The organism is Prauserella sediminis (assembly GCF_014195435.1).
Classification (GTDB): domain Bacteria; phylum Actinomycetota; class Actinomycetes; order Mycobacteriales; family Pseudonocardiaceae; genus Prauserella; species Prauserella salsuginis.
In genome coordinates this window covers 1,177,392-1,195,442 of sequence record NZ_JACIBS010000001.1, presented here as the reverse complement: position 1 = coordinate 1,195,442, position 18,051 = coordinate 1,177,392, and the positions used below count along the sequence as shown (strand labels likewise).

Here is an 18,051-nt window from a genome sequence, read left to right as displayed (position 1 = left end):
AGATAAGAGACTCATGTCTGACAGGCAAGTGAAGGGCATTCTGGGCACGAAGCTCGGCATGACGCAGGTCTTCGACGAGAACAACCGGGTCGTCCCGGTGACCGTCGTGCAGACCGGGCCGAACCTCGTGACGCAGGTGCGCAATCAGGAGAAGGACGGCTACTCGGCCGTGCAGCTGGCCTACGGCGCCATCGACCCGCGCAAGGTCAACAAGCCGGAGACGGGCCACTTCGACAAGGCCGGTGTGACGCCGCGGCGTCACGTCGCCGAGCTGCGCACGTCCGACGCGGACACCTACGAGGTCGGTCAGGAACTGACCGCCGAGGTGTTCGAGGACGGCGCGGTCGTCGACATCACCGGCACGACGAAGGGCAAGGGCTTCGCCGGCACCATGAAGCGCCACGGCTTCTCGGGCCAGGGCGCCAGCCACGGTAACCAGGCGACGCACCGCAAGCCGGGCGCCATCGGCGGCTGCGCCACGCCGGGCCGTGTGTTCAAGGGTGTCCGCATGTCCGGCCGGATGGGCAGCAACCGCGTCACCACCCAGGGCCTCAAGGTCCACCAGGTGCGTGCCGACGACGGTCTGCTGCTGATCAAGGGCGCGGTTCCCGGCCCCAGGGGCGGCCTTCTCTTCGTCCGTAGCGCCGCGAAGGGTGGTGTGACCGCATGACCGCGACGATCGAGGTGAAGACCCCGGCCGGAAAGGCAGACGGCTCCGTCGAGCTGCCCGCGGAGATCTTCGACGTCCAGGCGAACATCCCGCTGATGCACCAGGTCGTGGTGGCTCAGCTGGCCGCTGCCCGGCAGGGCACGCACGACACGAAGACGCGTGGCGAGGTGTCCGGCGGTGGCCGCAAGCCGTACCGCCAGAAGGGCACCGGCCGTGCGCGTCAGGGTTCGGAGCGCGCGCCGCAGTTCACCGGCGGTGGCACCGTCCACGGTCCGACGCCGCGTGACTACGCGCAGCGCACCCCGAAGAAGATGAAGGTCGCCGCGCTGCGCGGTGCCCTGTCGGACCGGGCGCGCAACGACCAGGTCCACGCGGTGACCGCCCTGATCGACGGTGACACGCCGTCGACCAAGGAGGCCAAGAAGACGCTGGCCGCGCTGACGAGCGGCAAGCGCGTCCTCGTGGTCCTGCACCGCGACGAGGAAACGCAGTGGCTGTCGGCCCGCAACCTCGAGAACGTCCACCTGATCACGGCGGACCAGCTCAACACCTACGACGTGCTGGTCAACGACGACGTGGTCTTCAGCAAGGCGGCGCTGGACGCCTTCCTCGCCGGCCCGGTCAAGGGCAAGGGCGCGAAGGCGACGGCGACCTCCGGCGAGGTCTCGGAAGGGAGTGACCAGCAGTGAGCTCGGTGGCCATCCCCGACCCGCGTGACATCCTCATCGCGCCGGTGATCTCCGAGAAGTCCTACGGGCTGCTCGAGGACAACAAGTACACGTTCGTGGTCCGCCCGGACGCCAACAAGACCCAGATCAAGATCGCGGTCGAGAAGGTCTTCGGCGTCAAGGTGATCAGCGTGAACACGATCAACCGGCAGGGCAAGCGCAAGCGCACCCGCTACGGCTTCGGCAAGCGCAAGGACACCAAGCGCGCGATCGTCACGCTGTCGCCCGAGAGCAAGCCGATCGAGATCTTCGGCGCAGGCGCGTAAGGGACTGAGTAGACATGGGTATCCGTAAGCACAAGCCGACCACTCCGGGCCGTCGCGGCTCGAGCGTGGCCGACTTCTCCGAGATCACTCGGTCGACGCCGGAGAAGTCGCTCGTCAAGCCGGTGACGAAGACCGGTGGTCGTAACTCCGGCGGCAAGATCACCACCCGTCACAAGGGCGGTGGCCACAAGCGCGCCTACCGGATCATCGACTTCCGTCGCAACGACAAGGACGGCATCCCCGCCAAGGTCGCGCACATCGAGTACGACCCCAACCGGACGGCTCGTATCGCGCTCCTGCACTACGCGGACGGCGAGAAGCGCTACATCATCGCGCCGGACAAGCTGAAGCAGGGCCACACGGTGGAGAACGGCCCGTCGGCCGACATCAAGCCGGGCAACAACCTGCCGCTCCGGAACATCCCGGTCGGCACCGTGGTGCACGCGATCGAGCTCCGCCCCGGTGGCGGCGCGAAGATCGCGCGTTCGGCAGGCGCCCGCGTGCAGCTCGTCGCCAAGGACGGCCCGTACGCCCAGCTGCGGATGCCTTCGGGCGAGATCCGCAACGTGGACGTGCGTAACCGCGCCACGGTCGGCGAGGTCGGCAACTCCGAGCACTCCAACATCAGCTGGGGCAAGGCGGGCCGCAACCGCTGGCGTGGCAAGCGCCCGACGGTGCGTGGTGTCGTCATGAACCCGATCGACCACCCGCACGGTGGTGGTGAGGGTAAGAGCTCCGGTGGTCGCCACCCGGTGAACCCGAACGGCAGGCCGGAAGGCCGCACCCGCCGTCGCAAGGAAAGCGACAAGATGATCGTCCGCCGCCGGAAGACCGGCAAGAAGAAGCGCTGAGCAGGGAGGTAGAAGAACATGCCGCGTAGCCTGAAAAAGGGCCCCTTCGTGGACGACCACCTGCTCAAGAAGGTGGACGCGCTCAACGAGTCGGGCAAGAAGACCGTGATCAAGACCTGGTCTCGCCGGTCCACGATCATTCCGGACATGCTGGGCCACACGCTCGCGGTGCACGACGGCCGCAAGCACGTTCCGGTTTTCGTCACCGAGGCCATGGTCGGCCACAAGCTGGGCGAGTTCGCCCCGACGCGGACCTTCAAGGGTCACGTCAAGGACGACCGCAAATCTCGTCGCCGCTGAAGCAGCGCACCTTAAGAGAAGGAAGTAACGATGAACGCGCGTAACGACGCGGTAGCCGAGCAGGAGACCCTGCCGACGGCTTTCGCGCGGGCTCGCTTCGTCCGGGACTCGCCGACCAAGGTGCGCCGGGTGATCGAGCTGATCAAGGGTCAGAACGCGAACGACGCTCTGACGACGCTGAAGTACTCGCCGCAGGCCGCGGCGTACCAGCTGTCCAAGGTCCTCGCGAGCGCGATGGCCAACGCCGAGAACAACCTCGACCTGGACCCCGACACGCTGTGGGTGAAGAACGCCTACGCGGATGACGGTCCGACGCTCAAGCGCATCCAGCCGCGCGCCCAGGGGCGGGCGTTCCGGATCCGCAAGCGGACGAGCCACATCACCGTCGAGGTCGAGTCCCGTCCTGAGGCGAAGAAGAGCAAGAAGGCAGGTGGCCGGTAGTGGGCCAGAAGATCAACCCGCACGGCTTCCGGCTCGGGATCACCACGGACTGGAAGTCTCGCTGGTACGCCGACAAGCAGTACTCGGACTACGTGGCCGAGGACGTCAAGATCCGCAAGCTCCTGTCCACGGGCATGGAGCGGGCGGGCATCTCCAAGGTGGAGATCGAGCGCACCCGTGACCGGGTCCGCGTCGACATCCACACCGCGCGGCCGGGCATCGTCATCGGCCGCCGCGGCGCCGAGGCCGACCGCATCCGCGGTTCGCTGGAGAAGCTGACCGGCAAGCAGGTGCAGCTCAACATCCTCGAGGTGAAGAACTCCGAGGCCGACGCCCAGCTGGTTGCGCAGGGCATCGCGGAGCAGCTGTCCAACCGTGTCGCGTTCCGGCGTGCCATGCGCAAGGCGATCCAGACGTCCATGCGGTCGCCGCAGGTCAAGGGCATTCGCGTGCAGTGCAGCGGTCGTCTCGGCGGCGCCGAGATGTCCCGCTCCGAGCACTACCGCGACGGCCGGGTCCCGCTGCACACGCTGCGTGCCGACATCGACTACGGCTTCTTCGAGGCCAAGACGACGTTCGGTCGCATCGGCGTGAAGGTCTGGATCTACAAGGGCGAGCTCGTCGGCGGACTGAAGGCCAAGGCCGAGCGTGACGCCGCCGCGGCGGCCGAGCGCCAGCCGCGCCGCGAGCGTCCGCAGCGGCGTCGTGGTGGTGCCTCCGGTACCACGCCGACGTCGACCGAGGCCGGCCGTGCCGCCAAGGCCGACACAGACGTCGCGTCCGCAAGCGCCCCCGAGGTGGCTTCGCCGGACGCTGCAGAGAAGACGGAGGGCTGAGGCGTGCTCATCCCACGCAAGGTCAAGCACCGTAAGCAGCACGCGCCGAAGCGCAAGGGTGCCGCCAAGGGCGGCACGAAGGTCACCTTCGGTGACTACGGCATCCAGGCGCTCGAGCACGCCTACGTGACGAACCGGCAGATCGAGTCCGCTCGTATCGCCATGACGCGCCACATCAAGCGTGGCGGGAAGATCTGGATCAACATCTTCCCGGACCGTCCGCTCACGAAGAAGCCGGCCGAGACCCGCATGGGTTCCGGTAAGGGTTCGCCCGAGTGGTGGGTCGCCAACGTCAAGCCGGGCCGCGTGATGTTCGAGATGAGCTTTCCGAACGAGGCCGTGGCCCGTGAGGCCATGCGCCGCGCGATCCACAAGTTGCCGATGAAGTGCAGGATCGTGAGCCGTGAAGGTGGTGAGTTCTGATGGCGGCAGCTGGAGTTGCTGCGTCGGAGCTGCGTGAGCTTACTGCGGAAGAGCTCGTGCTGCGTCTGAAGGAATCCAAGGAGGAACTGTTCAACCTCCGGTTCCAGATGGCGACCGGCCAGCTCGACAACAACCGCAGGCTTCGCACGGTCCGCGCGGACATCGCGCGCATCTACACCGTGATGCGTGAGCGCGAGCTCGGTCTCTCGATCGCGCCTGACGAGACTGACGAGAGTGAAGGTGCCGCATGAGCGAGCCGGTACAGAAGGCTGACTCCGGTCGGAACTACCGGAAGGTCCGTGAGGGCCTGGTCGTGTCCGACAAGATGGACAAGACGATTGTCGTGGAGCTCGAGGACCGCAAGAAGCACCCGCTGTACGGCAAGGTCATGCGCTCGACCAAGAAGGTCAAGGCGCACGACGAGCAGAACACGGCCGGCGTGGGCGACCGCGTCATCGTGATGGAGACCCGCCCGCTGTCCGCCACGAAGCGGTACCGGCTGGTCGAGATCCGCGAGAAGGCCAAGTAATCAGGGGGCAGAAGCAGCCCCATTCGTTCCGCCAGGCTCGGTATCAACCCCCGAGAACCGGCGCGACATACAGGAGTTGACGTGATCCAGCAGGAGTCGCGACTGCGAGTCGCCGACAACACGGGTGCCAAGGAGATCCTGACCATCCGCGTGCTCGGTGGCTCGGGGCGGCGCTACGCGGGCCTCGGCGACGTCATCGTCGCCACCGTCAAGGACGCCATCCCGGGCGCCAATGTGAAGCGTGGTGACGTCGTCAAGGCGGTCATCGTCCGTACAGCGAAGGAGAGGCGTCGCCCCGACGGCTCCTACATCCGCTTCGACGAGAACGCCGCGGTGCTCATCAAGAACGACAACGAGCCGCGAGGCACGCGCATCTTCGGACCGGTCGGTCGCGAGCTGCGCGACCGCAAGTTCATGAAGATCATCTCGCTGGCGCCGGAGGTGCTCTGAATGAAGGTCAAGAAGGGCGACACCGTTCTCGTCGTCGCGGGCAAGGACAAGGGTGCGAAGGGCAAGGTCATCAAGGCCGACCCGGAGCGCAGCAAGGTCCTCGTCGAGGGCGTGAACCGGATCAAGAAGCACACGCGGATCTCCCAGAACCAGCGTGGTGCCGAGTCCGGCGGCATCGTCACCCAGGAGGCCCCGATCCACGTGTCGAACGTGATGGTCGTGGACTCCGACGGCAACCCGACCCGGGTCGGCTACCGCTTCGACGAGGACGGCAAGAAGGTTCGGATCTCGCGTAAGACGGGCAAGGACATCTGATGACGACCGCAGAGACGACATACCCGACCCCGCGGCTCAAGGTCCGCTACCGCGAGGAGATCGCGGGCCAGCTGCGCGCGGAGTTCGACCTCAAGAACGTGCACCAGATTCCCGGTGTCACGAAGGTCGTCGTGAACATGGGCGTCGGCGACGCCGCCCGCGACAGCAAGCTCATCGAAGGCGCCGTGCGTGACCTGGCCGCCATCACCGGGCAGAAGCCCGAGGTGCGCAAGGCCCGCAAGTCCATCGCGCAGTTCAAGCTGCGTGAGGGCATGCCGATCGGTGCGCGCGTGACGCTGCGCGGCGACCGCATGTGGGAGTTCCTGGACCGGCTGCTCAACATCGCGCTGCCGCGTATCCGCGACTTCCGCGGACTGTCGAGCAAGCAGTTCGACGGGCACGGCAACTACACGTTCGGCCTGTCGGAGCAGTCGATGTTCCACGAGATCGACCCCGACTCCATCGACCGCCCGCGCGGCATGGACGTCACGGTCGTGACCACCGCCAACAACGACGACGAAGGCCGTGCGCTGCTCCGCAAGCTCGGCTTCCCCTTTAAGGAGGCGTGAGCCATGGCTAAGAAGTCCCTCATCGCCAAGGCCGCTCGGAAGCCGAAGTTCAAGGTGCGGGCCTACACCCGTTGCCAGCGTTGCGGCCGGCCGCACTCGGTCTACCGCAAGTTCGGCCTCTGCCGTATCTGCCTGCGGGAAATGGCGCACGCGGGACAGCTTCCCGGCGTGAGCAAGTCCAGCTGGTGAAGGCGCCCCGATAACTCCCACTTCGCCACAGGCCCCGGCCGCGCCGGGGAACCAGGGCGAGAAAGGTTGACAGGTCACCATGACGATGACCGACCCGATCGCAGACTTCCTGACACGTCTGCGGAACGCGAACTCGGCGCACCACGACGAGGTGACGCTCCCGCACTCGAAGATCAAGGAGAACATCTCCGAGATCCTCAAGCGTGAGGGCTACATCGCGGACTACAGCACCGAGCCCGGCGAGAAGCACAAGAACCTCGTCGTGAACCTCAAGTTCGGGCCGAACCGTGAACGCAGCATCGCCGGCCTTCGCCGCGTGTCGAAGCCGGGTCTGCGTGTGTACGCGAAATCCAACAACCTGCCGAAGGTTCTCGGCGGCCTCGGCGTCGCGATCATCTCGACGTCCGGCGGCCTCCAGACCGACCGTCAGGCCATGCGCAACGGCGTGGGCGGCGAAGTCCTCGCCTACGTCTGGTAAGGGAGGGGACAAGGCAATGTCACGCATTGGAAAGCTGCCGATCACCGTCCCCTCCGGGGTCGAGGTGAACATCGACGGCCAGCACGTGTCGGTGAAGGGCCCGAAGGGCACCCTTGAGCACACCGTGCCGGAGCCGATCGTCGTCGAGCGCGACGAGGACAGCGCGATCGTGGTGAAGCGCCCGGACGACGAGCGTGAGAACCGGTCACTGCACGGCCTCACGCGGACGCTGGTGAACAACCTGGTCGTCGGCGTCAGCGAAGGCTACGAGCGGAAGATGGAGATCCACGGGGTCGGTTACCGCGTGCAGGCCAAGGGCTCGGACCTCGAGTTCGCCCTCGGCTACAGCCACCCGGTACTGATCAAGGCTCCGGAGGGCATCACGTTCAGCGTGGAGAGCCCGACGAAGTTCTCGGTGGCCGGCATCGACAAGCAGAAGGTCGGCCAGACCGCTGCGGTCATCCGCAAGCTGCGGCGTCCGGACCCGTACAAGGGCAAGGGCCTGCGCTACGAGGGTGAGCGCATCCGTCGCAAGGTCGGAAAGACGGGTAAGTGATCATGAGCGAAACGGTTACGAAGCGCAGGCCGATCGGCAAGGACGTCTCGACCCGTCGCCGCGTGAGCAAGGCTCGCCGGCACAACCGGCTGCGCAAGAAGATCTTCGGCACCGCGGAGCGTCCGCGGCTGTCGGTGAAGCGCTCCTCCCGGCACATCTACGTGCAGCTGATCGACGACGTGACGGGCCACACCATGGCCTCGGCGTCGACGCTCGAGGCCGACGTGGCCGCCGTCGAGGGCGACAAGAAGGCCAAGGCCGCCAAGGTCGGCGAGCTGGTGGCCTCCCGCGCCAAGAACGCGGGTGTCGAGTCCGCGGTGTTCGACCGGGGCGGCAACGCCTACCACGGCCGGATCGCGGCGCTGGCCGACGCCGCTCGCGAAGCGGGGTTGGAATTCTGATGGTGAACAAGTTCGAGAACGGAAGGAACGCCTGATGCCGGGACGTACGCGGCAATCCGGCGGCCAGGGCGGGCCCGGCGAGCAGCAGAACCGCGAGCGCGGTGGCGGCCGGGACCGCAGGGACCGTCGTGACGGTGGCCGTGGCGGGGCGGCCCAGGACAAGAACCCGCACCTCGAGCGCGTCGTAGCGATCAACCGCGTGGCCAAGGTCGTCAAGGGCGGTCGTCGCTTCAGCTTCACCGCTCTGGTCGTGGTCGGTGACGGCGACGGTCAGGTCGGCGTCGGCTACGGCAAGGCCAAGGAGGTGCCCTCGGCGATCGCCAAGGGTGTCGAGGAGGCCAAGAAGAACTTCTTCCGCGTGCCCCGCATCGGCGGCACCATCCCGCACCCGGTTCAGGGTGAGGACGCCGCCGGCGTGGTGCTGCTCCGTCCGGCCTCCGCCGGTACCGGTGTCATCGCCGGTGGCCCGGTGCGTGCCGTGCTGGAGTGCGCGGGTGTGCACGACGTGCTGTCGAAGTCGCTGGGCTCCGACAACGCGATCAACATCGTGCACGCGACCGTGGCCGCGCTGAAGGGTCTGTCCCGTCCGGAAGAGGTGGCGGCCCGTCGCGGTCTGCCGCTCGAGGACGTCGCGCCGGCGCGGATGCTGCGCCAGCGTGCGGGTCAGGAGGTCTGAGATGGCGCAGCTGAAGGTCACCCAGATCAAGAGCACGATCGGCACGCGGCAGAACCACCGGGAGACCCTGCGTACCCTGGGACTGCGGAAGATCCGCCAGTCCGTGGTACGTGAGGACACTCCCGACGTTCGCGGCCTGGTTCGCACGGTGCGGCACCTGGTGAGCGTGGAGGAGGTCAACTCATGACCATCAAGATCCATGACCTGAAGCCCGCCCCCGGCGCCAAGCGCGAGAAGATGCGTGTCGGCCGTGGTGAGGGTTCGAAGGGCAAGACCGCCGGTCGCGGTACGAAGGGCACCAAGGCCCGGAAGAACGTGCCCGCCGGCTTCGAGGGTGGGCAGATGCCCATCCAGATGCGGCTCCCGAAGCTGCGTGGCTTCAAGAACCGCTTCCGTACCGAGTACCAGCCGGTGAACGTGGGTGACATCGCCCGCGTGTTCGCCGACGGCGGCAAGGTGGGCAAGGACGAGCTCGTCGGCAGCGGCCTCGTCCGCAAGGGCCACCTGGTCAAGGTCCTCGGCAACGGTGACGTCGACGGCGTCAAGCTCGAGGTTTCGGCCGACGCGTTCTCCAAGAGCGCGAAGGAGAAGCTCGAGGCCGCGGGTGGCTCGGCCACCACGCTCTGACGTTCGAAGGTTCGCGGCAGCGGCCCGTCCGGCAACAGCCGGGCGGGCCGCTGTTGTGTGTGCGCCTGTTGTGTGTGCGCCTGTTGTGTGCGCCGGTTGTGTGTGGCGTGACGGGTTGTGCGTGGTGTGGCGGGTTCGTGGTGTGGCGGGACGGCGACGGCCCGTGGGTGTGAGCGCGGTCGGCGTGGTGCGTACGTGCGCGCGGTGACGAGGTGTCCGCGTGCGTGCGGGAATCCTGGCGCGTGCGGACCGAACACGCGGGGCTGAGTGACCGGCACCCAGTGAGAGGGACCCAGTGAGTGGGGCGCGGCAGGGCGCGTGCGGCCGCGGTGTAGGTCGGGAGACGGCAGGCGGCGAGAGGCCCGGCGGGCGGCGCGGTGTGGCGTTCGTCGCGTCGACGGCGCCGGGCGGGACCGCTGCGCAACTTCCGTAGGTAGCCTGCGGTCAGTTCGGCAACTCGGTGAATCGCCAGCCTGAGCGGCTGTTAGAGTCGTCGAGGCGCCTGGGGACGTCCCCTGTCTTCAAGCGTCCGTCTGGCCAGTCCGCCAGCGAAGTGAGTCGTCCCGCCGGCGTCCGAGACCGTCGGCCAAGCCGTTCGCCGGAACCGCCGGCGACGCCTGAGGAGGTCCCCCGCGTGCTCAGCGCCTTCCGCTCGGCTCTCGCCACGCCGGACCTGCGCAAGAAGATCCTGTTCACGTTGATGATCGTGGCCGTGTACCGGCTCGGCGCGGTCATTCCAGCACCTGGCGTCTCGTACAACAGCGTTCAGGCTTGTCAGGCGCAGGTCGAGGGTCAGAGTTTCTTCACGCTGCTGAACCTGTTCAGCGGCGGTGCGCTCCTTCAGCTCTCCGTCTTCGCGACGGGCATCATGCCGTACATCACGGCGAGCATCATCGTGCAGCTACTCACGGTGGTCATTCCGCACTTCGAGGAGCTGAAGAAGGAGGGCCAGTCCGGTCAGGGCAAGCTGACGCAGTACACGCGCTACCTGACGATCGCGCTGGCCATCCTCCAGGCCACCGGCGTCATCGCGCTGGCAGAGCGCGGCGGGATGTTCCCGAACTGCACCGAGTCGATCTTCCCCGACGGCGGCGTCGCTACGTTGGCCATCACGGTCCTGACGATGACCGCCGGTACGGCCATGATGATGTGGCTCGGCGAGCTGATCACCGAACGCGGTGTCGGCAACGGTATGTCGCTGCTGATCTTCCTGAACATCGCGGCGCAGATCCCGGCCGAGGGCGCCAACATCCTGAACCAGAACTCGCCTGCGGTGTTCGCGTTCGTCTGCCTGCTGGCGCTGGTGATCATCGCGAGCGTCGTCTTCGTCGAGCAGGGACAGCGCCGGATCCCGGTGCAGTACGCCAAGCGCATGGTCGGCAGGCGGATGTACGGGGGCACGTCGACCTATCTGCCGATCAAGGTCAACCAGGCCGGTGTCATTCCGGTGATCTTCGGCTCGTCGCTGCTGTACCTGCCGGACCTGCTGGTGAACCTCACCGGCGACCCGCAGAACCCGGGCGGCTTCACGCAGTTCATCCAGACGTACCTGAGTGATCAGAGCAGCTGGCTGCACATGGTGCTGTACTTCGCTCTGATCATCTTCTTCACGTACTTCTACATCACGATCACCTTCAACGTTGACGATCGCGCCGAGGAGATGAAGAAGTTCGGCGGCTTCATCCCGGGTATCCGTCCGGGTAGGCCGACCGCCGAGTACTTGCGCTTCGTGCTGAGCAGGATCACGTTGCCCGGATCGATCTACCTTGGCATCGTGGCAATCCTGCCGAACTTCTTCCTGTCCCTCACCGGCGAAGGCCAGAACCAGAACTTCCCGCTCGGCGGTACCGCGGTTCTGATCATGGTCGGTGTCGGACTGGACACGGTGAAGCAGATCGAAAGCCAGCTCATGCAGCGCAACTACGAAGGGTTCCTCCGATGACGCGTGTGCTCCTTGTGGGTCCTCCCGGAGCGGGCAAGGGGACGCAAGCGGTCTCTCTCTCCGAGCGACTGGGCGTTCCGCACATCTCGACAGGTGATCTGTTCCGCGCCAACGTCGGCAACGAGACGCCGCTGGGTCTCGAGGCGAAGCGGTACATGGACGCCGGCGAGCTCGTCCCCGACTCGGTGACCAACGAGATGGTGCGCGAACGGCTGGAGGAGCCGGACGCCAAGGCCGGTTTCCTGCTCGACGGTTTCCCGCGCAACACCAAGCAGGCCGACGTGCTGGGCGAGATGCTCGGGGCGCAGAACACGGCGCTGGACAACGTGATCGAGCTGAAGGTCAGCGAGGACGAACTGGTCGAGCGCCTGCTGGCCCGTGGCCGCAGCGACGACACCGAGGAGATCATCCGCCGGCGCCAGGAGATCTACCGCGAGGAGACGGCGCCGCTGCTCGAGTACTACGCCGACATCCTGGTGACCGTGAACGGCATCGGTGATGTCGACGAGGTTTCGCAGCGCGTGCTGGACGCGCTCGGCAAGAGCTCGTGAACCTGCTCGGCCTGCGGATGCCGCGGTGGATGCGCCGCGGCGGTTCGATCGAGACGAAGTCGCGTGGTGAGCTGGAGGCCATGCGCGCGGCCGGCCTCATCGTCTCGCGCACTCTGGCGGCCGTCACCGACGCGGCCAAGCCGGGGGTGAGCACGCTCGAGCTCGACGCTCTGGCCGAGCAGCTGATCCGGGATGCCGACGCCGTTCCCTCGTTCAAGGGTTACCACGGTTTCCCGGGGTCGATCTGTGCGTCGGTGAACGACCAGATCGTGCACGGTATCCCGTCGTCGGAGCTGGTCCTCGCGGATGGTGATCTGCTGTCGGTGGACTGCGGCGCCATCCTCGAGGGCTGGCACGGCGATTCGGCCGTGACGATCTCCGTCGGCGAGGTGAGCGAGCCCGACGGGAAGCTGTCGGCGGCGACGAAGGCCGCGATGCAGGCCGGGATCGACGCGGCCCTGCCGGGGTCGCGACTCACCGACATCTCGCACGCCATCGAGATGGAGGCGCTGGGCAAGATCCTCGACGACGGGATCGAGTACGGCATGATCGAGGAGTACGGCGGGCACGGCATCGGCCGCGAGATGCACATGGAGCCGTTCTTGCCGAACGTCGGCAAACCGGGCCGCGGGCCCGAGCTCCGCCCGGGGGTCACCCTGGCGATCGAGCCGATGTTGACCGGTGGCTCCGGTGGCACGGTGGAGCTTGACGACGGCTGGACCGTCATCACCGACGACGGTTCCCGCGCGGCTCACTGGGAACACACCGTGGCGGTCACCGAGGACGGCCCGTGGGTGCTCACTGCTCCGGAGTCCGCTTCGGCCGAATAGCCGAGCTGCACTCCGTGGCCGTACCTGGCCGGTGGTCTTCCCGGCTCGGTGCTCGTCGCGGTTCGGTGGCGACGTCCCGGATGCCCCGGAGCACGAATAATCCGGACGAAGCACGATCCGGACGATGCGCAAACCGGCCGGGCGTGCAGCCTCCCCCGGCCGGGTGGGGGTTCACTCACGCGGCGCACACTTGCCGCACGCACCTATCACAACCGGCCCCGGTTTGGGAGTCGTGACACGAGGTGCGTAGACTGTACAGCTGGCGTGCCTTCCATGCTGTTCTCCGACGCCCGACAGGGGCAGGTGCGGATTTCCGGTTCCGGAATCCTCCCGGCCACTCGACGTGTTCGGACGCAGCGTGGAGCGTGCGTCAGTCCAGGTAAGCACCATCGCTCAACCAATCACGAATTGCGGAGTACATGGCGAAGAAAGACGGGGCCATTGAGGTAGAAGGCCGCGTGATCGAGCCGCTCCCCAACGCGATGTTCCGTGTCGAGTTGGAGAACGGCCACAAGGTCCTGGCCCATATCAGCGGCAAGATGCGGCAGCACTACATCCGCATCCTGCCTGAAGACAAGGTGGTCGTGGAGCTGTCGCCCTACGACCTGTCTCGTGGTCGCATCGTCTACCGCTACAAGTGATCACGGAGGGCGTGGCGGATGCCTGAGGTGCCCTCCCCGGTAGGGCGCGCGGTTATTCGACACGACGAAAGCAGGAGACGTGAAGGTCAAGCCGAGCGTCAAGCGAATCTGCGACAAGTGCCAGGTGGTCCGGCGGCACGGCCGGATCATGGTGATCTGCGACAACCTGCGGCACAAGCAGCGGCAGGGCTGAGCAGCTCGTCCACTTGTCGACAGTGACCTGACACTGTGACATCAGAGCACTGGCACGTCACAGGAACACTGTGACGGCCACAGCCTCCCCGAACCTGCGCTGTCCGGCGACGAGCCGGACAGGGCCGACCCCCGGACTTCAGGCCGGGGCCGGGACACCGCCCGCGAGAGCGGGTGGAGACGCGAGTCGTCCCGGAAGTGGTCGGGGAGAAGACCTGAAGACGAATCAGAAGGAGCACAAGCGCCAATGGCACGACTCGCTGGCGTCGATCTCCCCCGCGAGAAGCGGCTGGAGATCGCGCTGACCTATATCTACGGCATCGGCCGTACCAGCGCCAAGCAGATCGCCGTCGCGACGGATCTGAACCCGGACACCCGGGTCAAGGACCTCGGCGACGACGACCTGGTGAAGCTGCGTGACCACATCGAAGAGAACTTCAGGGTCGAGGGTGACCTCCGCCGCGAGGTGAACGCCGACATCCGTCGGAAGATCGAGATCGGGTGCTACGAGGGTCTCCGCTGGCGCCGTGGCCTGCCGGTCCGCGGACAGCGCACCAAGACCAACGCGCGTACGCGCAAGGGCCCGAAGAAGACGGTCGCAGGCAAGAAGAAGGCGGGCCGCTGATGACCGTCGTACGGACCAAGCGGCGCGCGATGCGCGCGGGCGTCGGCTCGCGTCGCAACCACGCGACGTCGCCGAAGTCGCTGTACGCCCGTCCGATGGCGCTGCGCGAGCTGTACTCCGACGCCGGAACGATCATCCGGCGCGGGCAGCAGGAAGCCGCCGCGGCCGCCGACGAGAAGCACTCGCGCTAACGAGGAGATCACCCAATGCCACCCCGCAGTGGCGGCGCCAAGAAGGTGCGCCGCAAAGAGAAGAAAAATGTTGCCCACGGGCATGCTCACATCAAGAGCACGTTCAACAACACGATCATTTCGATCACCGACCCGAACGGTGCTGTGATCTCGTGGGCTTCGTCCGGTCACGTCGGCTTCAAGGGCTCGCGTAAGTCCACGCCGTTCGCCGCCCAGATGGCCGCCGAGAACGCGGCCCGCAAGGCCGCCGAACACGGCATGAAGAAGGTCGACGTGTTCGTGAAGGGCCCGGGCTCGGGCCGCGAGACCGCGATCCGTTCGCTGCAGGCCGCCGGCCTCGAGGTCGGCACCATCCAGGACGTGACCCCGCAGCCGCACAACGGCTGCCGCCCGCCGAAGCGTCGTCGGGTCTGAGGAACGGGGAGGAGTAGACACAAATGGCTCGTTACACCGGCCCCGCGACGCGTCTGTCGCGTCGTCTCAAGACCGACCTCATCGGCGGCGACCAGGCCTTCGAACGTCGTCCCTACCCGCCGGGCCAGCACGGCCGCGGCCGGGTCAAGGAGAGCGAGTACCTGCTTCAGCTGCAGGAGAAGCAGAAGGCCCGCCACACCTACGGCGTGCTCGAGCGCCAGTTCCGCCGCTACTACGAGGAAGCCGCACGGCGTTCCGGTAAGACCGGCGAGAACCTGCTGCAGATCTGCGAGTCGCGGCTGGACAACGTCGTGTACCGCGCGGGCATCGCCCGTACGCGCCGCCAGGCCCGTCAGCTCGTGGGCCACGGCCACTTCACGGTCAACGGCAAGAACGTGAACGTGCCCAGCTACCGGGTTTCCAAGTTCGACATCATCGACGTGCGGCCGAAGTCCGCGAAGATGCTGCCGTTCGTGGCCGCCAAGGAGGCCCTGGGCGAGCGTCCGATCCCGGCCTGGCTGCAGGTCGTGCCGTCGACGCTGCGGATTCTCGTGCACCAGCTCCCGGAGCGGGCGCAGATCGAGATCCCCGTGCAGGAACAGCTGATCGTCGAGTACTACTCGAAGTGATCGCCGGCGGCGGCGCGGCAGATCCGCGCCGCCGCTCCGCCATCCCTTTCGGCGTCATATGGCGGGCGCCGGCAGGAAAGGACAAGGAACAGTGCTGATTTCCCAGCGGCCGGCTCTGAGCGAAGAGACGGTCAACGAGACCCGGTCCCGGTTCACCATCGAGCCGCTCGAGCCGGGCTTCGGCTACACGCTCGGCAACTCGCTCCGGCGTACGTTGCTGTCGTCGATCCCGGGTGCTGCTATCACGAGCATCCGCATCGACGGCGTCCTGCACGAGTTCACCACCGTTCCGGGGGTGAAGGAGGATGTCACCGAGATCATCCTGAACCTCAAGGAGCTCGTGGTGTCCTCCGAGGAGGACGAGCCCGTCACCATGTACCTGCGCAAGCAGGGCCCGGGTGAGGTCACCGCGGCGGACATCGTGCCGCCGGCCGGGGTGACCGTGCACAACCCGGATCTGCACATCGGCTGGCTGAACGACAAGGGCAAGCTCGAGGTCGAGCTCGTCGTCGAGCGTGGCCGTGGCTACGTGCCCGCGCTGCAGAACAAGCAGGCTGGTGCCGAGATCGGCCGGATCCCGGTCGACTCGATCTACTCGCCGGTGCTGAAGGTGACGTACAAGGTCGAGGCCACGCGTGTCGAGCAGCGGACCGACTTCGACAAGCTGATCCTGGACGTGGAGACGAAACCGTCGATCACGCCGCGGGACGCCGTCGCGTCGGCGGGCAAGACGCTCGTCGAGCTGTTCGGCCTCGCTCGGGAGCTGAACGTCGACGCGGAGGGCATCGAGATCGGCCCGTCGCCGCAGGAGGCGGACACCATCGCCGCCTACGCGATGCCGATCGAGGACCTGGACCTGACGGTGCGGTCCTACAACTGCCTCAAGCGCGAGGGAATTCACACGGTCGGCGAGCTGGTCTCGCGCAGCGAGGCCGACCTGCTCGATATCCGCAACTTCGGTGCGAAGTCGATCGACGAGGTGAAGATGAAGCTCGTCGGTCTCGGCCTCGCGCTCAAGGACAGCCCGCCCGGGTTCGACCCGACGACCGCGGCCGCCAATTACGACGACGGCGAGGGCTGGGGCGACGACATGTCCGTCGGCGTCCCCGGTGGTCTGTCCGACGATGGCCACGACGATGGCCAGGACTACGCAGAGACGGAGCAGTTGTAGGACCCACGACGGTGGCCGGCGCGCGCCGGCCACCGGGTCCCACGGCTGAGAGCTAACGAGGAGAACCGATGCCCACCCCCACCAAGGGACGCCGTCTCGGTGGATCGCCGTCGCATGAGCGGCTGATGTTGGCGAACCTGGCCACGTCGCTGTTCGAGCACGGCAAGATCACGACCACCGAGGCCAAGGCCAGGCGTGTCCGGCCGCTCGCGGAGAAGCTGATCACGAAGGCCAAGCGCGGCGACGTGCACAACCGGCGTCAGATCATGCGGACCATCCGCAACAAGGACGTCGTGCACAAGCTGATCGACGAGATCGGCCCGCACTTCTCCGAGCGCAACGGCGGTTACGTCCGCATCACCAAGACGCTGCCGCGCAAGGGCGACAACGCCCCGATGGCGGTCATCGAACTGGTGGCGGAGAAGACCGTGACCTCGGAGGCCGAGAAGGCTCGCGGCACGAAGTTCGCGGCCGACGAGAAGGCGGCAGAGGCCGAGTCCGCTGAGAGCGCCGAGTCCGCGGACTCCGCCGACAGCGCCGACTCCGCCGATTCGGCTGACTCGGCCGATTCGGCCGACAGCCCGGCCGCCGAGTCCGACGACAAGGCCGAGGCCGACGACAAGGCCGAGTCCGAGAAGAAGGACGAAGCCTGACAGGCAGTCACGCATCGAACGAGCCCGCCGTTCCCACTGGGGAGGGCGGGCTCGTTCGTCTGCGCCTCGAGGTGGCCTACGACGGCACGGACTTCTCCGGGTGGGCTCGGCAGCCCGGCAGGCGCACCGTGCAGGGGTCGCTGGAGGAGGCGCTGGCGACGCAGCCGCCCGGCGCGGCGGTGCCGCGGTCGGTGGTCGTCGCGGGCCGGACGGACGCCGGCGTGCACGCGGCGAGGCAGGTCGTGCACGTCGACGTGGAGCCCTACGAGGGGCAGCTGACGTCGCGCAGGCTCACCGTGGACGAGCGCGGGCTGCCCGACCTGGACCGCATGCGCCACCGGTGGAATCGGCTGCTGCCGCCGGACGTGCGCGTGCTCGCGGTGGCTCCCGCCCCGGACGGTTTCGATGCCCGGTTCTCCGCCGTCCGGAGGCACTACCGCTACCAGGTGTCCGACGCGCCGTGGGGCGTCGATCCGCTGCGCCGCAAGGACACGCTGGCCTGGAACCGCCCACTGGACGTCGACGCCCTGCAGGAGGCTTCTCAGGCGTTGCTGGGGCTGCAGGACTTCGCCGCCTACTGTAAGCAGCGTGAGGGCGCGACGACGGTGCGGGAGCTGCAGCGGTTCACGTGGCGTCGCGTCGGTGAGTACGACGTGCACGCCGAGGTGTCGGCCGATGCGTTCTGCCACTCCATGGTGCGCAGCCTCGTCGGGGCTGTGCTGATGGTCGGTGACGGCAGGCGCGACGTCGACTGGCCGCACCGGGTGCTGGACAGCCGGGTGCGCGCCAGCTCGGTGGCGCCTGCCCACGGGTTGACGCTCGTCGCGATCGACTACCCGCCGGACGACGAGCTCGCCGCCCGCGCCGAGCAGACCCGCAACGTCCGCGAAAGCCTCTAGCCGCGGGC

Annotated in this window: 32 protein-coding genes; all 32 read left to right on the top strand. The window is 67.2% G+C overall.

Annotated elements, in window-relative coordinates; genetic code table 11:
• Positions 1-13: 13 nt before the first annotated feature.
• The 32 genes from rplC (at position 14) to truA (ending at position 18,043) form a co-directional block, all read left to right on the top strand.
• Complete coding sequence (gene rplC / locus FB384_RS05300; protein WP_183779650.1) at positions 14-670, top strand: 50S ribosomal protein L3; 657 nt, start codon at positions 14-16, stop codon at positions 668-670.
• The gene (gene rplD / locus FB384_RS05295; RefSeq protein WP_183779648.1) at positions 667-1,359 is read left to right on the top strand and encodes a 50S ribosomal protein L4; all 693 of its coding nucleotides are present in this window, start codon (positions 667-669) and stop codon (positions 1,357-1,359) included. Before rplC ends, rplD begins: the two co-directional genes overlap by 4 nt.
• Positions 1,356-1,664, top strand: a complete 309-nt coding sequence (gene rplW, locus FB384_RS05290; RefSeq protein ID WP_183646171.1) for a 50S ribosomal protein L23 — start codon at positions 1,356-1,358, stop codon at positions 1,662-1,664. Before rplD ends, rplW begins: the two co-directional genes overlap by 4 nt.
• Before the next feature lie 14 nt (positions 1,665-1,678).
• Positions 1,679-2,515 (top strand): 50S ribosomal protein L2, encoded by an 837-nt coding sequence (rplB, locus tag FB384_RS05285; protein ID WP_183779646.1) that lies wholly within the window; start codon positions 1,679-1,681, stop codon positions 2,513-2,515.
• 18 nt (positions 2,516-2,533) lie between these two features.
• Positions 2,534-2,815 (top strand): 30S ribosomal protein S19, encoded by a 282-nt coding sequence (gene rpsS, locus FB384_RS05280; RefSeq protein ID WP_075849106.1) that lies wholly within the window; start codon positions 2,534-2,536, stop codon positions 2,813-2,815.
• 30 nt (positions 2,816-2,845) lie between these two features.
• Positions 2,846-3,256, top strand: a complete 411-nt coding sequence (gene rplV, locus FB384_RS05275; protein ID WP_183646167.1) for a 50S ribosomal protein L22 — start codon at positions 2,846-2,848, stop codon at positions 3,254-3,256.
• The gene (rpsC, locus tag FB384_RS05270; protein WP_183779644.1) at positions 3,256-4,092 is read left to right on the top strand and encodes a 30S ribosomal protein S3; all 837 of its coding nucleotides are present in this window, start codon (positions 3,256-3,258) and stop codon (positions 4,090-4,092) included. Before rplV ends, rpsC begins: the two co-directional genes overlap by 1 nt.
• A 3-nt stretch (positions 4,093-4,095) precedes the next feature.
• Positions 4,096-4,515, top strand: a complete 420-nt coding sequence (gene rplP, locus FB384_RS05265; protein ID WP_183779642.1) for a 50S ribosomal protein L16 — start codon at positions 4,096-4,098, stop codon at positions 4,513-4,515.
• A complete protein-coding gene (gene rpmC, locus FB384_RS05260) occupies positions 4,515-4,766 on the top strand; it encodes a 50S ribosomal protein L29 (RefSeq protein ID WP_030532883.1) in 252 nt (83 codons plus the stop codon). Before rplP ends, rpmC begins: the two co-directional genes overlap by 1 nt.
• On the top strand, positions 4,763-5,044 hold the full coding sequence (gene rpsQ, locus FB384_RS05255) for a 30S ribosomal protein S17 (RefSeq protein WP_030532882.1): 282 nt from the start codon (positions 4,763-4,765) through the stop codon (positions 5,042-5,044). The genes rpmC and rpsQ overlap by 4 nt, the downstream gene beginning before the upstream one ends.
• An 81-nt stretch (positions 5,045-5,125) precedes the next feature.
• Entirely contained in the window at positions 5,126-5,494 is a 369-nt protein-coding gene (rplN, locus tag FB384_RS05250) for a 50S ribosomal protein L14 (protein ID WP_183779640.1), read from the top strand.
• Positions 5,495-5,809 carry a 50S ribosomal protein L24 gene (rplX, locus tag FB384_RS05245; protein ID WP_183646142.1) on the top strand — a complete coding sequence of 105 codons (315 nt, stop codon included), beginning with the start codon at positions 5,495-5,497 and terminating at the stop codon, positions 5,807-5,809.
• Entirely contained in the window at positions 5,809-6,378 is a 570-nt protein-coding gene (gene rplE / locus FB384_RS05240) for a 50S ribosomal protein L5 (protein ID WP_183779638.1), read from the top strand. The genes rplX and rplE overlap by 1 nt, the downstream gene beginning before the upstream one ends.
• Positions 6,379-6,381: 3 nt before the next feature.
• A complete protein-coding gene (locus FB384_RS05235) occupies positions 6,382-6,567 on the top strand; it encodes a type Z 30S ribosomal protein S14 (RefSeq protein WP_183646137.1) in 186 nt (61 codons plus the stop codon).
• Between the two features lie 79 nt (positions 6,568-6,646).
• Positions 6,647-7,045: a 30S ribosomal protein S8 gene (gene rpsH, locus FB384_RS05230; RefSeq protein ID WP_183779636.1), complete on the top strand. Its 399-nt coding sequence runs from the start codon at positions 6,647-6,649 to the stop codon at positions 7,043-7,045.
• A 16-nt stretch (positions 7,046-7,061) separates the two neighbouring features.
• Complete coding sequence (gene rplF / locus FB384_RS05225) at positions 7,062-7,601, top strand: 50S ribosomal protein L6 (protein ID WP_183779634.1); 540 nt, start codon at positions 7,062-7,064, stop codon at positions 7,599-7,601.
• 2 nt (positions 7,602-7,603) lie between these two features.
• Positions 7,604-8,002, top strand: a complete 399-nt coding sequence (gene rplR, locus FB384_RS05220; protein WP_183779632.1) for a 50S ribosomal protein L18 — start codon at positions 7,604-7,606, stop codon at positions 8,000-8,002.
• Between the two features lie 34 nt (positions 8,003-8,036).
• On the top strand, positions 8,037-8,678 hold the full coding sequence (gene rpsE, locus FB384_RS05215) for a 30S ribosomal protein S5 (RefSeq protein ID WP_183779629.1): 642 nt from the start codon (positions 8,037-8,039) through the stop codon (positions 8,676-8,678).
• A 1-nt stretch (position 8,679) separates the two neighbouring features.
• Positions 8,680-8,865: a 50S ribosomal protein L30 gene (gene rpmD / locus FB384_RS05210; protein WP_183779627.1), complete on the top strand. Its 186-nt coding sequence runs from the start codon at positions 8,680-8,682 to the stop codon at positions 8,863-8,865.
• Positions 8,862-9,305, top strand: a complete 444-nt coding sequence (rplO, locus tag FB384_RS05205) for a 50S ribosomal protein L15 (protein ID WP_183779625.1) — start codon at positions 8,862-8,864, stop codon at positions 9,303-9,305. Before rpmD ends, rplO begins: the two co-directional genes overlap by 4 nt.
• Positions 9,306-9,939: 634 nt before the next feature.
• A complete protein-coding gene (gene secY, locus FB384_RS05200; RefSeq protein ID WP_183779623.1) occupies positions 9,940-11,247 on the top strand; it encodes a preprotein translocase subunit SecY in 1,308 nt (435 codons plus the stop codon).
• A complete protein-coding gene (locus tag FB384_RS05195; protein ID WP_183779621.1) occupies positions 11,244-11,798 on the top strand; it encodes an adenylate kinase in 555 nt (184 codons plus the stop codon). The genes secY and FB384_RS05195 overlap by 4 nt, the downstream gene beginning before the upstream one ends.
• A 29-nt stretch (positions 11,799-11,827) precedes the next feature.
• Positions 11,828-12,628 carry a type I methionyl aminopeptidase gene (map, locus tag FB384_RS05190; RefSeq protein ID WP_228726200.1) on the top strand — a complete coding sequence of 267 codons (801 nt, stop codon included), beginning with the start codon at positions 11,828-11,830 and terminating at the stop codon, positions 12,626-12,628.
• Between the two features lie 419 nt (positions 12,629-13,047).
• Positions 13,048-13,269, top strand: a complete 222-nt coding sequence (infA, locus tag FB384_RS05185) for a translation initiation factor IF-1 (protein WP_030532868.1) — start codon at positions 13,048-13,050, stop codon at positions 13,267-13,269.
• 79 nt (positions 13,270-13,348) lie between these two features.
• Positions 13,349-13,462 carry a 50S ribosomal protein L36 gene (gene rpmJ, locus FB384_RS05180; RefSeq protein ID WP_005453284.1) on the top strand — a complete coding sequence of 38 codons (114 nt, stop codon included), beginning with the start codon at positions 13,349-13,351 and terminating at the stop codon, positions 13,460-13,462.
• 246 nt (positions 13,463-13,708) lie between these two features.
• Positions 13,709-14,086 (top strand): 30S ribosomal protein S13, encoded by a 378-nt coding sequence (rpsM, locus tag FB384_RS05175; protein WP_183779619.1) that lies wholly within the window; start codon positions 13,709-13,711, stop codon positions 14,084-14,086.
• The gene (locus tag FB384_RS05170) at positions 14,086-14,277 is read left to right on the top strand and encodes a hypothetical protein (protein ID WP_183651247.1); all 192 of its coding nucleotides are present in this window, start codon (positions 14,086-14,088) and stop codon (positions 14,275-14,277) included. The genes rpsM and FB384_RS05170 overlap by 1 nt, the downstream gene beginning before the upstream one ends.
• 15 nt (positions 14,278-14,292) lie before the next feature.
• On the top strand, positions 14,293-14,691 hold the full coding sequence (gene rpsK, locus FB384_RS05165; RefSeq protein ID WP_030532865.1) for a 30S ribosomal protein S11: 399 nt from the start codon (positions 14,293-14,295) through the stop codon (positions 14,689-14,691).
• A 23-nt stretch (positions 14,692-14,714) separates the two neighbouring features.
• Complete coding sequence (gene rpsD / locus FB384_RS05160; RefSeq protein WP_183646118.1) at positions 14,715-15,320, top strand: 30S ribosomal protein S4; 606 nt, start codon at positions 14,715-14,717, stop codon at positions 15,318-15,320.
• A 91-nt stretch (positions 15,321-15,411) separates the two neighbouring features.
• Positions 15,412-16,491 (top strand): DNA-directed RNA polymerase subunit alpha, encoded by a 1,080-nt coding sequence (locus FB384_RS05155; protein WP_183779618.1) that lies wholly within the window; start codon positions 15,412-15,414, stop codon positions 16,489-16,491.
• 68 nt (positions 16,492-16,559) lie between these two features.
• Entirely contained in the window at positions 16,560-17,144 is a 585-nt protein-coding gene (gene rplQ, locus FB384_RS05150; RefSeq protein ID WP_183779616.1) for a 50S ribosomal protein L17, read from the top strand.
• Positions 17,145-17,215: 71 nt separating this feature from the next.
• Entirely contained in the window at positions 17,216-18,043 is an 828-nt protein-coding gene (truA, locus tag FB384_RS05145; RefSeq protein ID WP_323985124.1) for a tRNA pseudouridine(38-40) synthase TruA, read from the top strand.
• The last annotated feature ends 8 nt before the right edge of the window (positions 18,044-18,051 follow it).

What these genes read in the sequence shown, in the direction of transcription:
- rplC (WP_183779650.1), top strand. Translation starts at nt 14, where the DNA reads ATGTCTGACAGGCAAGTGAAGGGCATTCTGGGCACGAAGCTCGGCATG.
- rplD (WP_183779648.1), top strand. Translation starts at nt 667, where the DNA reads ATGACCGCGACGATCGAGGTGAAGACCCCGGCCGGAAAGGCAGACGGC.
- rplB (WP_183779646.1), top strand. Translation starts at nt 1,679, where the DNA reads ATGGGTATCCGTAAGCACAAGCCGACCACTCCGGGCCGTCGCGGCTCG.
- rpsS (WP_075849106.1), top strand. Translation starts at nt 2,534, where the DNA reads ATGCCGCGTAGCCTGAAAAAGGGCCCCTTCGTGGACGACCACCTGCTC.
- rplV (WP_183646167.1), top strand. Translation starts at nt 2,846, where the DNA reads ATGAACGCGCGTAACGACGCGGTAGCCGAGCAGGAGACCCTGCCGACG.
- rpmC (WP_030532883.1), top strand. Translation starts at nt 4,515, where the DNA reads ATGGCGGCAGCTGGAGTTGCTGCGTCGGAGCTGCGTGAGCTTACTGCG.
- rpsQ (WP_030532882.1), top strand. Translation starts at nt 4,763, where the DNA reads ATGAGCGAGCCGGTACAGAAGGCTGACTCCGGTCGGAACTACCGGAAG.
- rplX (WP_183646142.1), top strand. Translation starts at nt 5,495, where the DNA reads ATGAAGGTCAAGAAGGGCGACACCGTTCTCGTCGTCGCGGGCAAGGAC.
- rplE (WP_183779638.1), top strand. Translation starts at nt 5,809, where the DNA reads ATGACGACCGCAGAGACGACATACCCGACCCCGCGGCTCAAGGTCCGC.
- FB384_RS05235 (WP_183646137.1), top strand. Translation starts at nt 6,382, where the DNA reads ATGGCTAAGAAGTCCCTCATCGCCAAGGCCGCTCGGAAGCCGAAGTTC.
- rpsH (WP_183779636.1), top strand. Translation starts at nt 6,647, where the DNA reads ATGACGATGACCGACCCGATCGCAGACTTCCTGACACGTCTGCGGAAC.
- rplF (WP_183779634.1), top strand. Translation starts at nt 7,062, where the DNA reads ATGTCACGCATTGGAAAGCTGCCGATCACCGTCCCCTCCGGGGTCGAG.
- rplR (WP_183779632.1), top strand. Translation starts at nt 7,604, where the DNA reads ATGAGCGAAACGGTTACGAAGCGCAGGCCGATCGGCAAGGACGTCTCG.
- rpsE (WP_183779629.1), top strand. Translation starts at nt 8,037, where the DNA reads ATGCCGGGACGTACGCGGCAATCCGGCGGCCAGGGCGGGCCCGGCGAG.
- rpmD (WP_183779627.1), top strand. Translation starts at nt 8,680, where the DNA reads ATGGCGCAGCTGAAGGTCACCCAGATCAAGAGCACGATCGGCACGCGG.
- rplO (WP_183779625.1), top strand. Translation starts at nt 8,862, where the DNA reads ATGACCATCAAGATCCATGACCTGAAGCCCGCCCCCGGCGCCAAGCGC.
- FB384_RS05195 (WP_183779621.1), top strand. Translation starts at nt 11,244, where the DNA reads ATGACGCGTGTGCTCCTTGTGGGTCCTCCCGGAGCGGGCAAGGGGACG.
- map (WP_228726200.1), top strand. Translation starts at nt 11,828, where the DNA reads ATGCGCCGCGGCGGTTCGATCGAGACGAAGTCGCGTGGTGAGCTGGAG.
- infA (WP_030532868.1), top strand. Translation starts at nt 13,048, where the DNA reads ATGGCGAAGAAAGACGGGGCCATTGAGGTAGAAGGCCGCGTGATCGAG.
- rpsM (WP_183779619.1), top strand. Translation starts at nt 13,709, where the DNA reads ATGGCACGACTCGCTGGCGTCGATCTCCCCCGCGAGAAGCGGCTGGAG.
- FB384_RS05170 (WP_183651247.1), top strand. Translation starts at nt 14,086, where the DNA reads ATGACCGTCGTACGGACCAAGCGGCGCGCGATGCGCGCGGGCGTCGGC.
- rpsK (WP_030532865.1), top strand. Translation starts at nt 14,293, where the DNA reads ATGCCACCCCGCAGTGGCGGCGCCAAGAAGGTGCGCCGCAAAGAGAAG.
- rpsD (WP_183646118.1), top strand. Translation starts at nt 14,715, where the DNA reads ATGGCTCGTTACACCGGCCCCGCGACGCGTCTGTCGCGTCGTCTCAAG.
- rplQ (WP_183779616.1), top strand. Translation starts at nt 16,560, where the DNA reads ATGCCCACCCCCACCAAGGGACGCCGTCTCGGTGGATCGCCGTCGCAT.